At 70.8% G+C, this 12678-nt stretch carries 12 protein-coding genes; 4 read left to right on the forward strand and 8 right to left on the reverse strand.

Annotated elements, in window-relative coordinates:
- Positions 1-106: 106 nt before the first annotated feature.
- Both AC5DRG_RS39955 and AC5DRG_RS39960 read right to left on the reverse strand, forming a co-directional pair.
- Positions 107-769, reverse strand: coding sequence for a LuxR C-terminal-related transcriptional regulator (locus AC5DRG_RS39955; protein ID WP_388395074.1), 663 nt, complete (start codon positions 767-769; stop codon positions 107-109).
- A 230-nt stretch (positions 770-999) separates the two neighbouring features.
- A complete protein-coding gene (locus AC5DRG_RS39960; protein ID WP_491804737.1) occupies positions 1000-1668 on the reverse strand; it encodes a DUF3000 domain-containing protein in 669 nt (222 codons plus the stop codon).
- Positions 1669-1801: 133 nt separating this feature from the next.
- Here AC5DRG_RS39960 and hemE point away from each other — a divergent pair, with 133 nt between their 5' ends.
- Positions 1802-2869: a uroporphyrinogen decarboxylase gene (gene hemE, locus AC5DRG_RS39965; RefSeq protein ID WP_491804738.1), complete on the forward strand. Its 1068-nt coding sequence runs from the start codon at positions 1802-1804 to the stop codon at positions 2867-2869.
- A gap of 7 nt (positions 2870-2876) precedes the next feature.
- Here hemE and AC5DRG_RS39970 read toward each other — a convergent pair whose 3' ends face one another.
- Positions 2877-3701, reverse strand: a complete 825-nt coding sequence (locus AC5DRG_RS39970) for a rhomboid family intramembrane serine protease (RefSeq protein WP_491804739.1) — start codon at positions 3699-3701, stop codon at positions 2877-2879.
- Positions 3702-3820: 119 nt separating this feature from the next.
- Between AC5DRG_RS39970 and AC5DRG_RS39975 the strand changes: the two genes are divergently transcribed.
- Positions 3821-4150 carry a hypothetical protein gene (locus AC5DRG_RS39975; protein WP_491804740.1) on the forward strand — a complete coding sequence of 110 codons (330 nt, stop codon included), beginning with the start codon at positions 3821-3823 and terminating at the stop codon, positions 4148-4150.
- 101 nt (positions 4151-4251) lie between these two features.
- Here AC5DRG_RS39975 and AC5DRG_RS39980 read toward each other — a convergent pair whose 3' ends face one another.
- Both AC5DRG_RS39980 and AC5DRG_RS39985 read right to left on the reverse strand, forming a co-directional pair.
- Positions 4252-5646, reverse strand: coding sequence for an FAD-dependent oxidoreductase (locus tag AC5DRG_RS39980; protein ID WP_491804741.1), 1395 nt, complete (start codon positions 5644-5646; stop codon positions 4252-4254).
- Between the two features lie 33 nt (positions 5647-5679).
- A complete protein-coding gene (locus AC5DRG_RS39985; protein WP_491804742.1) occupies positions 5680-6648 on the reverse strand; it encodes a DUF4349 domain-containing protein in 969 nt (322 codons plus the stop codon).
- A 161-nt stretch (positions 6649-6809) separates the two neighbouring features.
- On the opposite strand from AC5DRG_RS39985, the gene hemG reads away from it, so the two are divergent.
- Complete coding sequence (gene hemG / locus AC5DRG_RS39990; protein WP_491804743.1) at positions 6810-8240, forward strand: protoporphyrinogen oxidase; 1431 nt, start codon at positions 6810-6812, stop codon at positions 8238-8240.
- A 4-nt stretch (positions 8241-8244) separates the two neighbouring features.
- Positions 8245-8976 carry a hydrogen peroxide-dependent heme synthase gene (gene hemQ, locus AC5DRG_RS39995; RefSeq protein ID WP_491804744.1) on the forward strand — a complete coding sequence of 244 codons (732 nt, stop codon included), beginning with the start codon at positions 8245-8247 and terminating at the stop codon, positions 8974-8976.
- Positions 8977-9036: 60 nt separating this feature from the next.
- On the opposite strand, the gene AC5DRG_RS40000 is transcribed toward hemQ, so the two are convergent.
- From AC5DRG_RS40000 to AC5DRG_RS40010, 3 genes are all read right to left on the reverse strand, one after another.
- The gene (locus AC5DRG_RS40000; RefSeq protein ID WP_491804745.1) at positions 9037-10629 is read right to left on the reverse strand and encodes an alpha/beta hydrolase; all 1593 of its coding nucleotides are present in this window, start codon (positions 10627-10629) and stop codon (positions 9037-9039) included.
- A 125-nt stretch (positions 10630-10754) separates the two neighbouring features.
- Positions 10755-11555: a TIGR04222 domain-containing membrane protein gene (locus AC5DRG_RS40005; RefSeq protein ID WP_491804746.1), complete on the reverse strand. Its 801-nt coding sequence runs from the start codon at positions 11553-11555 to the stop codon at positions 10755-10757.
- 86 nt (positions 11556-11641) lie between these two features.
- The gene (locus tag AC5DRG_RS40010; protein ID WP_491804747.1) at positions 11642-12424 is read right to left on the reverse strand and encodes a DUF4142 domain-containing protein; all 783 of its coding nucleotides are present in this window, start codon (positions 12422-12424) and stop codon (positions 11642-11644) included.
- Positions 12425-12678: the final 254 nt, after the last annotated feature.

Raw genomic sequence — 12678 nt, forward strand, 5'->3', positions numbered from 1 at the left:
TGAGGGGCTCAATGGACAGCGCCCGCCGACGGAACGTTCCGTCGGCGGGCGCCTGTAAATGGGGGACGGGGGGTAGGGGGGGAACGGCGAGCGGGGGGTGGGAGCGTCAGTGGATGATGCCGGTCCGCAGGGCCACCGCGACCATGCCGGCGCGGTCACCCGTGCCGAGCTTGCGGGCGATGCGGGCGAGGTGGCTCTTGACGGTCAGTGCGGACAGGCCCATCGAGACGCCGATCGCCTTGTTCGACTGGCCTTCCGCGACCAGTCGCAGCACCTCGACCTCACGGCCGGACAGTTCGCGGTAGCCACCCGGGTGGCTCGGGGAACCCGGGGGGCGGCGGTGCATACGGGCGGCGGCGGAACCGATGGGCGCGGCGCCCGGCCGGGTGGGGAGCCCGATGTTCGTACGGGTGCCGGTGACGACGTAGCCCTTGACGCCGCCCGCGAGGGCGTTGCGCACGGCGCCGATGTCGTCGGCGGCGGACAGGGCCAGACCGTTGGGCCAGCCCGCGGCGCGGGTCTCGGACAGCAGGGTGAGACCGGAACCGTCGGGCAGGTGGACGTCGGCGACGCAGATGTCGCGGGGGTTGCCGATGCGGGGACGAGCCTCCGCGACGGACGAGGCCTCGATGACGTCGCGCACACCGAGCGCCCACAGATGGCGGGTGACGGTGGAGCGGACGCGCGGGTCGGCCACGACCACCATGGCGGTCGGCTTGTTCGGGCGGTAGGCGACCAGGCTTGCGGGCTGCTCGAGGAGAACGGACACCAGGCCTCCTGGGTGGGGACGGCTTTCAAGGTCACAGTCGTCTTCGGCATCAACCCCGGGGGCCTTTAGAGAATGATCACGATCTAGTGAGTAAAAATTCGCGCAATTCGGACACGCGGTCGATCATTCGTCGAGCGAATCGCTTCGTTCGAGGTTCTGTTCGTGACTGAAAGTGGCCGTATCGACAAAGTGATTGCCAAGAGGCCACCAAGCAGGCGTGGCAGAGAACCTCAGCGCGACTGTGGATCGCGGCGCTGCGGCAGCGACACCACCGACGCGTCCCCCGGACCGGCCGGCGGCAGACCCGCGACCTGGGCCAGCAGATCGCACCAGGAGGCCAGATGGGACGCCGTGTCCGGGACCCCGCCGAGGCCCTCTCGGGGGGTCCACGACGCACGGATCTCGATCTGCGAGGCGGCGGGGCGCTCGGACAGCCCGCCGAAATAGTGCGAGCTCGCGCGCGTGACGGTGCCGCTCGGCTCGCCGTACGTCAGCCCGCGGGCCTGCAGCGCACCCGTCAGCCACGACCAGCACACGTCGGGCAGCAGCGGGTCGGCGGCCATCTCCGGCTCCAGCTCCGCGCGCACCAGCGTCACCAGCCGGAAGGTGCCGCGCCAGGCGTCGTGCCCGGACGGGTCGTGCAGCAGGACGAGCCGGCCGTCGGCCAGGTCCTGGTCGCCGTCGACGACCGCGGCCTCCAGCGCGTAGGCGAACGGCGCGAGCCGCTGCGGCGGGCGCACCGATTCGATCTCGATCTGCGGCCGCAGCCGACTGCTCCGCAGAGCCTGGACCGCGGCCTGGAAAGCCGGCGGATCCCCCCCGTTACCGTCCTGGTCCCCCTCCTTGGTGTCGTCCATTCCGTCAGCGCCGTCCGACAGTCGTCCTTGAGCCGCAGCCATGCGGTGCAGATTAAGCGGAATGGGCGCCGAGCGCAGGCTAGACACCCCGCCTGATGCAGTGGGCCTCGCTGGGTAATGCCGGCTGGGGCTCCCGTGTAATGCCGACTCTTGCTCCCGTGGGAGACTTTTTGGCGTGAGCGCCAACGAGAGCCCCTCGGGCAAGCAGCCGACAGCGACGTACGATTCCGCCTTCATGAAGGCGTGCCGGTGCGAGCCCGTGCCGCACACGCCCGTGTGGTTCATGCGGCAGGCCGGGCGCTCACTGCCCGAGTACCGCAAGGTGCGCGAGGGCATCCCGATGCTCGAGTCCTGCATGCGGCCCGAGTTGGTCACCGAGATCACGCTGCAGCCTGTGCGCCGGCACGGCGTCGACGCGGCGATCTACTTCAGCGACATCGTCGTCCCGCTCAAGGCCATCGGCATCGACCTCGACATCAAGCCCGGCGTCGGCCCGGTCGTCGAGAAGCCGATCCGCACGCGCGCGGACCTCGCTCAGCTCCGTGACCTCACCCCCGAGGACGTCTCGTACGTCACCGAGGCGATCGGCCTGCTCACCGCCGAGCTCGGCTCCACCCCGCTCATCGGTTTCGCGGGCGCCCCGTTCACCCTCGCGAGCTACCTCGTAGAGGGCGGCCCGTCCCGCACATACGAGAACGCCAAGGCGATCATGTACGGCGACCCGCAGCTCTGGGCCGACCTGCTGGATCGTCTCGCGGACATCACCGCCGCCTTCCTGAAGGTCCAGATCGAGGCGGGCGCGAGCGCCGTCCAGCTCTTCGACTCGTGGGCCGGCGCCCTCGCCCCGGTCGACTACCGCCGCTCGGTGCTGCCCGCCTCCGCCAAGGTCTTCAAGGCCGTCGAGGGCTACGGCGTCCCCCGCATCCACTTCGGCGTCGGCACCGGCGAACTGCTCGGCCTCATGGGCGAGGCCGGCGCGGATGTCGTCGGTGTCGACTGGCGCGTCCCGCTCGACGAGGCCGCCCGCCGGGTCGGCCCCGGCAAGGCGCTCCAGGGCAACCTGGACCCGACCGTCCTGTTCGCCTCCACGGAGGCGGTCGAGGCCAAGACCCGCGAGGTCCTGGAATCGGCGGAGGGCCTGGAGGGTCACGTCTTCAACCTCGGCCACGGCGTCATGCCGTCCACCGACCCGGACGCGCTGACCCGGCTCGTCGAGTACGTCCACACGCAGACGGTTCGATAAAGAGCGCTCACCACGTGTGCCGGGGCCGTGCCTTCCTGCCGAACAGCAGGCCGCGCGGTTCCGGTGGTGGGGGAGTGTTCTTGCGCAGGGGCCAGGCGAGCAGCATGCCCGCGAGGAAGCCGACGATGTGCGCCGCGTACGCCACGGTCCCGGCGTCGGAGACGCCCTCGCCGGACGAGTAGAACGCCTGCAGCACGAACCAGAAGCCCAGCACCATCCAGGCCGGCAGTCTGAGCGGCAGGAAGATCAGGAACGGGACGAGGACCCACACCCTGGCCTTCGGATACAGCACCAGATAGGCGCCCAGCACCCCGGCGATCGCCCCGGACGCGCCGATCAGCGGGTCGCCCGAGTCGTCGTTGAGCAGCGCGAAGCCGTAGGACGCCGCGTAGCCGCAGACGACGTAGAAGAGCGTGTACCTCACGTGGCCCATACGGTCCTCGACGTTGTTGCCGAAGATCAGCAGGAACAGCATGTTGCCCAGCAGGTGCAGCCAACTGCCGTGCAGGAACATGGCCGTGAAGACGGACAGGGCCGGGGACTTGTCGTAGTCCGGCGGGCCCACGACGCAGCCCGCTCCCTGCGTGCCGATCCCGACCTCGCCCGTGGGTACCGTGCGGGGCAGTTGATGGTGGATCAACTCCCTTGGTACCGCGGCGTAGTGGTCCAGGAACGCCTGGAGATGGCACAGCTGTGCGAGATCGCTGGCGCCCGCCACCGAGCCGGCTATGCCGGGCGTGGACAGGAACACGAGGACGTTGGCGGCGATCAGCGCGTACGTCACGATCGGAGTGCGGCTCACCGGGTTCACGTCATGAACGGGAATGACCACAAGGAATGTGTGCCCCCGATGCGGGCCACGAATCTGTGAACGCGGGCGTCCGCCTGTGCGTATGTGTCCTCAACCGCCCGCGACACGGCGCGTCGCGGGGACGACGTGAGGAACAGGCGATGAACGACCGAATCACTCCTCCGACGATGACAGCTCTGCCCGACGGCGAGGCGGAGATCTCCCTTGTGGTGAAGCTGCCCTGGGAGGACGTGGCCCGGCTGGGCCAGGAGGCGGGGCGGATGGCTTCGCAGATGCAGCGGCCGGTGACACTGGATGAGGCGGTGAGTGCGCGGTTGCGGTCCAGTGCGGTGGGCGCCCACGCGAAACCGGCTGGGGCTCAGCCTGCCCCTGTGCCTGTGAGCGCCAGTGCGTCGGTGTCGTCGTTGCCTGCGCGGCCGCCGGCCGAGCAGGCTCGGCAGGCTATCGATCGGATCAATGGGACGGCGTAGGTTGTTTTGCCGGGATCGTCTTGGGGGTGCGGGTGGTCTGCGGGGTGCCGGTTGGTTGTGGCTGGTCGCGCAGTTCCCCGCGCCCCTGACCGGCGTCGGCCCTAGCCTGCGTTGATTCTTGCCGTTGCCTTTCTTGCGGCTACCAGGACCGGGTCCCATACCGGGGAGAACGGGGGAGCGTAGCCCAGGTCCAGGGATGTCATCTGTTCCACCGTCATTCTGGCCGTCAGGGCTACCGCTGCGATGTCCACGCGCTTTCCCGCGCCCTCCCTGCCTACGATCTGGACGCCCAGTAGGCGGCCCGTGCGGCGTTCGGCGAGCATCTTGACCGTCATCGGGGAAGCGCTGGGGTAGTAGCCCGCGCGGCTGGTGGATTCGATGGTGACCGTTTCGTACTGGAGGCCCGCTCGGTGGGCGTCCTTCTCGCGTAGGCCGGTGCGGGCGATTTCCAGGTCGCAGACCTTGCTCACCGCGGTGCCTACTACGCCGGGGAACGTGGCGTAGCCGCCGCCGATGTTGGTGCCGATGATCTGGCCGTGTTTGTTGGCGTGGGTGCCGAGGGCGATGTGGCGTTCCTGGCCGGAGACGAGGTCGAGGACCTCGACGCAGTCGCCGCCGGACCAGATGTTCTCGTGGCCGCGCACCCGCATCGCCAGGTCGGTGAGCAGGCCGTCATGGTGGCCCACGGGGAGGCCCGCCGCCTTCGCGAGCGTCGTCTCGGGGCGGACGCCGATGCCCAGGACGACCACGTCCGCCGGGTACTCGGCGTCGTCCGTGACCACCGCCCGTACCCGGCCGTCCTCACCCGTGAGCAGCTTGGTGACCGCGGCGTCGTTGACCATGGTGATGCCCAGGCCCTCCATGGCCCGGTGCACCAGGCGTCCCATGTCGGCATCGAGCGTGGACATGGGCTCGCTGCCACGGTTGACGACCGTCACCTCGTAGCCGCGGTTGATGAGCGCCTCGGCCATCTCCACGCCGATATAGCCCGCGCCGACGACCACCGCACGCCGGCCACGCGTGCGTGCCAGCGTGTCCAGGAGCGCCTGACCGTCGTCGAGCGTCTGCACCCCGTGGACGCCGGGGGCGTCGGCGCCCGGCATGTCGGGGCGGATGGGGCGGGCACCGGTCGCGATCACGAGTTTGTCGTACGACGTCCAGGACTCGGCGCCCGATTCGACGTCACGCGCGCGTACCCGGCCGCCCGCCACGTCGATCTCCGTGACCTCCGTACGCATGCGCAGGTCGATCGCGCGGGCCCGGTGCTCCTCCGGGGTGCGTGCGATCAGCTGGTCCCGCTCGGGGACGTCGCCGCCCACCCAGTACGGGATGCCGCACGCCGAGTACGACGTGAAGTGGCCGCGCTCGAACGCCACGATCTCCAGCTCGTCCGGGCCCTTGAGGCGGCGTGCCTGCGACGCCGCGGACATTCCCGCGGCGTCGCCGCCGATCACGACCAGTCGCTCTTTCGGGCCCCGCGTATTGTTCGTGCTCATGGTCATGCGAACACGCTACGGGGGCACCGCATTTCAGTCCTGCCGGCCTTCTTCCTCCGCGCGTCCGGGCTGCGGCGCCTGACGGGCGGTCGGCAGCGGTCCCAGCGCGGTCGACGCGGCCGCGGGGGCCGGCCGGCGCGGCAGCCGGGGCCGTACGATCCGCAGCCACACCACCACGATCAGCACCGCCGCCGCGGCGAAGGGCAGCACCGCGCCGAACGCCATCGCGATCCAGCGCAGCATCGTCACGAACGCGTCCCAGCCGCCCGTCAGCGCGTCCACGAACCCGGGGTCGTCGTCCTTCGCGACCTTCTTCACCGGCGTCTCGGACAGGGAGAGGGTGATGGTGGCCAGGCTCGTACGGTCCTTCAGGGACGCCTGCCGGGCCAGCAGCGACTCCAGGTCCGCCTGGCGGGTGCTCAGTTCGCCCTCCAGTGTGACCACGTCGCTGAGCTTGGTCGCCCGGTCCATCAGCTCGCGGATGCGGGCCACACTCGCGCGCTGCGAGGTGATGCGGCTCTCCACGTCGACGACCTGGTCGGTGACGTCCTGCGCCTTCGCGGTGCGCTCCAGGAGCTTGCCCGCACCCTCCAGTTCGGCGAGGACCTCCGCGTACGCGTCGACCGGCACGCGCAACACGACACGCGTGCGTTCCCGGCCGTCGTCACCCCGGGTCGTCGTCTCGTTGCCGACATAGCCGCCCGCGTTCTCGGTACTGGTGCGGGCCTCGTCGAGAGCCTTCGGTACGTCCTTGACCTGCACGGTCAGCGAGGCGGTGCGGATGATGCTCGCGGTGAGCTTCGGTGGTGCGGACGCCTGGGTGCCGCTCGCGGCGCTGCCCGCGGCACCCTCCTGCGCGCCCGCCTCGACACCGCCCTTTGCCGCTGAGTCGCTGGAGGAGCTGGCGTCGTCCGCTCCGCTGCACCCCGTGAGCGCGATTGCGGCGGCCAGCAGGATGCCGGCCAGGGCCTGGACGGGTCGTACGGATCGTCGTGCGTGCATCTGGCAGTACCCCCCGAGTGTCGGTGAACGACTGATGCTTCTTCGACGCCGGAGCCCGGCGGGACGTTGGCCGGAATCGGTCCCGATGCGGTCACGGTCGGGACTCGTGAAGGACACCGGCCCGGGGTCGGACTGTCAGTGGGGTCTGAGAGGCTGGACGCATGCGCGAAGTGGAGACTCGTACGGGCCCGGGACATGTCGTCGTCATCGGAGGCGGCATCGCCGGGCTGGCCGCTGCCCACCGGCTGTTGGAGCGTGGCGCGCGCGTGATCGTCCTCGAGGCCTCGGACCGCCTCGGCGGCAAGCTGCTGCCCGGGGAGATCGCGGGCGCGCGTGTCGACTTCGGTGCCGAGTCGATGCTGGCGCGGCGCCCGGAGGCGGTGGCGCTCGCGCGTGAGGTGGGGCTGACCGAGCGCCTTCAGCCGCCGGCCACCGCCACGGCCTCGATCTGGACCCGCGGCACCCTGCGCCCCATGCCCAAGGGCCACGTCATGGGCGTGCCCGGCACCGCGTCCGCCCTGACCGGCGTTCTCTCCGACGAGGGCCTGCACCGCATCGAGCGCGACGCCGAGCTGCCGCGCACGGAGGTCGGCGAGGACGTGGCGGTCGGGGAGTACGTGGCGGCTCGGCTCGGCCGCGAGGTCGTCGACCGACTCGTGGAGCCGCTGCTGGGCGGGGTCTACGCGGGCGACGCGTACCGCATCTCGATGCGCTCGGCGGTGCCGCAGCTGTTCCAGGCCGCCCGGACGCACGACTCGCTCACGGAGGCCGTCCGCGAGATCCAGGCGAAGGCGGCCGCCGCCCAGCAGACCGGGCCGGTCTTCATGGGCATCGAGGGCGGGGTGGGCCAACTGCCGCTCGCGGTCGCGGAGTCGGTGCGCGCGGGGGGCGGCGAGATCGTCACGGGCACGGCGGTGACGGAGCTGCGCCGCGAGTCGTCCGGGACGTGGCGTGTCGTCGCCGGCGACCGAGTCCTGCACGCCGACGGTGTCGTCGTCGCCGTCCCCGCCCCCGTCGCAGCGGGCCTCCTGCGCGCCGAGGCGCCGGCCGCCGCGGCCGAGCTCTCCGGCATCGAGTACGCCTCCATGGCCCTGGTCACCCTCGCCTACCGACGCGCGGACGTCACCCTCCCCCAGGGCAGCGGCTTCCTCGTGCCGCCGGTCGACGGGCGCACCATCAAGGCGTCGACGTTCGCCTCGCAGAAGTGGGGCTGGATCGCCGACGAGGATCCCGACCTCCTCGTCCTGCGCACCTCCGTCGGGCGGTACGGCGAGACGCAGATCCTGGAGCGCGCCGACGCCGACCTGGTCGACGTCTCACGGCACGACCTCAAGGCGGCGACAGGCCTCGCCGCCACGCCCCTCGAAACCCGCGTCACCCGCTGGACCGACGGCCTGCCCCAGTACCCCGTCGGCCACCACGCGCGCGTGGCCCGCGTCCGCGAGCACGTCGGCAAGCTCCCGGGCCTCGCGGTGTGCGGCGCGCAGTACGACGGCGTGGGCATCCCCGCGTGCATCGCGAGCGCGTACGCCGCCGTGGAGCAGCTCAGTGCCAACCCGGTGCAAAGTCCACGCGACGGAGCGGGAGAATAGCCCCATGAGTGACGACGCACCCACCACCGAGTCCGGCAGGATCCCGAACAAGGGCAAGCTGGCCAAGGACCTCAACGAGGTCATCCGCTACACCCTGTGGTCCGTCTTCAAGCTGAAGGACGTACTGCCCGAGGACCGCGCGGGTTACGCCGACGAGGTCCAGGAGCTGTTCGACCAGCTCGCCGCCAAGGACGTGACGGTCCGCGGCACCTACGACGTGTCGGGCCTGCGCGCCGACGCCGACCTCATGATCTGGTGGCACGCCGAGACCGCCGACCAGCTCCAGGAGGCGTACAACCTCTTCCGGCGCACCAAGCTGGGCCGCGCCCTGGAGCCGGTCTGGTCGAACATGGCGCTGCACCGCCCCGCCGAGTTCAACCGCTCGCACATCCCGGCGTTCCTCGCCGACGAGACGCCGCGCAACTACATCAGCGTGTACCCGTTCGTCCGCTCCTACGACTGGTACCTCCTCCCCGACGAGGACCGCCGCCGCATGCTCGCCGACCACGGCAAGATGGCCCGCGGCTTCCCGGACGTCCGAGCCAACACGGTCGCCTCGTTCTCCCTCGGCGACTACGAATGGCTCCTGGCCTTCGAGGCCGACGAGCTCTACCGAATCGTCGACCTCATGCGCCACCTGCGCGCCTCGGAGGCCCGCATGCACGTCCGCGAGGAGGTCCCGTTCTACACGGGCCGCAGAAAGTCGCTGGCTGACCTGGTAGCAGGCCTCGCGTAAAGCGCCCCTCCAGGGGCGCGGGGAACTGCGCGACCAGCCACAACGCACCCGCAGACGGCATCACCGCACAGCCGTCGGTTGCGGCTCCGGATGCGGCGCACAAGCAGCGCGCCGCACCGGAAGCCGCCCCTCCAACAGATACGCATCAAGGTGCCCATTGACGCACCGGTTGGGCCCTCCAGCGATGCCATGGGTACCCGCATCCCGCTCCGTCACCAGCACCGACCCCGCCAGTCGCCGATGCAGTTCGAGAGCCCCCTGATAGGGCGCAGCCGCATCCCGCTCGGCGGCAAGAATCAACGTCGCCGGCAACTCACCAACCCCTGTCCGCACATCAAGGACCTGCTGACGCGGCGCGGGCCAATACGCGCAGGGCAGATTCGTCCACACGTTGTCCCACGTCTCGAAGGGCGCCACACGAGCGAGCCGCGTGTTGTCGCGATCCCAGACCTTCCAGTCCGTCGGCCAGGACGCGTCGTTGCACTCCACGGCCGTGTACACGGCACTGCTGTTCTCCGCCTCGGCCGCCGCCTCCGTCACCGGCCCCGCCTGCTCGATCAGCGGCTTCGGATCGCCCTTCAGATACGCCGACAGCGCCTGCGCACGATGCGGCCAGTAGTCGTCGTAGTACCCGGCCGACAGGAACGAGCCCTGCAACTGCCCGGGCCCCACCTTCCCCCCGGCGGGTTCCGCGGCGAGCTGTGCCGCCGCCTTCTCGTAGCTGCGCTGCACCTTCTCCGCCGTGTCGCCCAGCCCGTACACCCCGTCGTACTTGGCGATCCACTCGCGGAAGTCCGCCCAGCGGCTCTCGAACGCGGCCGACTGGTCGAGGTTGTTGCGGTACCAGATCTGCTCCGGATCCGGGTTCACCGCCGAGTCGAACACCATCCGCCGCACATGCGAGGGGAACAGCGTCGCGTACAGCGCCCCGAAGTAGGTGCCGTACGACGCCCCCATGAACGTCAGCTTCGGCTCGCCCAGCGCGGCCCGCAGGACGTCCAGGTCGCGGGCGTTGTTGACGGAGTTGTAGTGCCGAAGCCCGCTGCCGGACCGCTTCGCGCAGCCGCGCGCGTACGCCTTGGCCTGCGCGATGCGCTCCTTCTTGTACGACTCCGAGGGATACGTCGGTGCCTGCGAGGGCCCCTTGAAGAAGTGCTTGGGGTCCTGGCAGGACAGGGGCGCGGAGGGGCCGACCCCGCGCGGGGCGTAGCCGACGAGGTCGTAGGCGGCCCCGATGCGCTTCCACTCGGGGAGCAGGCCGATCAGCGGGAAGTACATGCCGGAGGCGCCGGGGCCGCCCGGGTTGTAGACCAGGGAGCCCTGGCGCGGCACTCTGCGCTTGCTGTTGTGCGGGTCCCGGTGGGTGGCCGGCACCCGGCTGACGGTCAGCTTGATGTGCTTGCCGTCGGGACGGGCGTAGTCGAGCGGGACGGACACCGTGCCGCACTGCATGGTGCCCGGCATGTCCTGGGCGTCGGAGCACTTCCCGAACTCGATGCCGGCCGCCCCGGCACGCGCGGCGGCGACGGCGGTGCCGCGCAGCTCGGCGGCGCCGGGAACGGCCGGGACGCTGCCCGCCGGGGGCGCGGCGACACCACCGAGAGCGGTCAGGACCATGGATCCGGCGGCCGAGTAGAGGGCGGTAGCTCTCATCGCGTGTCCCTTCGGTGCGCGGCAGCAACAAAAGGGATGTTTCGCACGCTTGTTGGCGAAGGCAAGCACCATCCGGCCGGTGTCGCCCCAATGCCCCCTATGCGCCCCCCGGGGACGCGTTTTCGTCAGCCGCGCGGCTCGCGGGGGAACACGTGATGCTGCTCCCGGTGTGCGAAGGCCGCGCGCAGGTCCGGTTCGCCGATCGCGCGGATGCCGCGTACGGCGACGGTGGTGAGGTACGTACGGTCGTCACCGGGGCCCGAGGCGTGCCGGGCCAGGGCGCCGAGCAGGCGCTGTCCGGCCGGGGAGGCCCAGCGTGAGTACGGGTGGACCTCGATCCGCGCGATCGCCAGGCAGCTCAGGGTGAGAGCTAGGGGCAGCGCGAACCAGAGGGCGACCAGGCCCCGCGGCATCTCGGACGGAGCCGGCGTCAGCAGCGCTGTCGCGCCGAGACCGACGACGGCCACGGCGGCAGCCTGCACCTGACGGACGCCCGCCGCGACCGTCGTACGCGTGCCGTCGGGCACCGCGAGGCCCGCGCTGACCAGCCGGTCGCCGAGGCTGTGCACGGCGTCGGCGTCGGCCGCCGTCGCCCGCACCGGGGCGATGGGGGACTGCCCCTCGGGCCCTATGGCCCCGATGACCGAGCGCTCGATGTCGTCGCGGCCCCGCGGGTCGACCACCGTCGCCCAGCCGGTGTGGGCGAGCAGCAGGCGGCGCTGACGTGCCATGGAGACCATGGTCAGGTCTGCTACCCGCGCGGGGCCGCCGGACAGGAACGCCGCCTCGTACAGCGTCAGATCGTGTCTCCTGACCCCGTCGTCATCCGCGTCGTCGGCCGCCGCAGTGACGGCGGCCAGGCACAACCGTGTACACGTCGTGCCCGCGGCGGCCCAGGCCAGCAGCAGAAGAAGCACCCAGAACATGCCGTGTTTCTATGCCAAGGGCTCGGGGAAACGCCATGCCTTGTTCACAATCCGGACCGAGCGTTGCCTGTCCGTGACGTTCCGCTTCACTGCGGCGGCGGGCTGGCGGCGGCCGGCGGGAGGGTGTAACTCGGGGACGGAGTCGGCGCCGCCGGGGTCACCGGCACGGCCGGGCCGGGGTCGGCGACCAGGCCGGGCGGGGCCGGGGAGTTGGTGATCGGGGGCGTGCTCGTGGCCGCCATGTCCTGGGCCAGGGCGTCGAAGTCGACGTACCCGGTGGCCTCCAGGACCTTGATGTGGTCGAGGACGGTCGCGTTCGCGTCGTCGGCGAGGTCGCGGACCAGCGAGTTGCGGGTGCTCGCGCGGACCTGGGCGACGACCGAGAACACCTTGCCGTGCGCCAGGCGCAGGATGTTGGCGAACTTGCGGTCGTAGTCGGTCCCCTGAGCCGCCGTCAGCTCACTGAGCCAGCCCTGCTGCTGGTCATTGGGCTCGTTGGGCAGTTCGAGCCCGAGCCGGGACGCGACGGTGCGGACCCGCTCGTCGAGGAAGGTGTGCCCCTCGATGAGGTGCGCTCCCGCCGTCCGTACGGCCTCGGTGGTGCCCTTCTGCTCGGCCTGCTGCCCGGCGGGCAGCTCCCACAGGCCGGCCAGTCTGACCTTGGTGACGAACTCCCGGTCGAGGGCCGACAACGGGCCGAACTTCGTCGACACGGTCGTGGCGTTGAGCACGTCCACTCCCGTCCCGGACCGGTCGGCGTACGACCAGACCGGGAAGATCAGCGCCAGAAGGGTCGCTGTCAGGCCCGTGATGATGAGCCCGGTACCACTGAATATGCCCCTGCCGTTGATGGGGTATCGCGATCGCATGGTGCCTCCTGCTTGCGGCACCGCACGCTAGTGCGCTTCCGGTGCGGCCTTGGCATATTACTGCGGGGTCTACGCCAACTGCCGTATGGGGAGGAAAGGTTGCATCGTGCCCACCGGACGCAGGATGAGGGAGCGCACGCCGTGGGCATACGACGGCAAAGCGCGCCAAACCGGATGCCCGAACTCGGCGACACGGCCGCCGTGTTAATCCCGGCACACTCTGTGGTGAACGAGGTGGCGCGGCTCGCCTAGCG

Source organism: Streptomyces sp. JLBG701 (genome assembly GCF_058544905.1).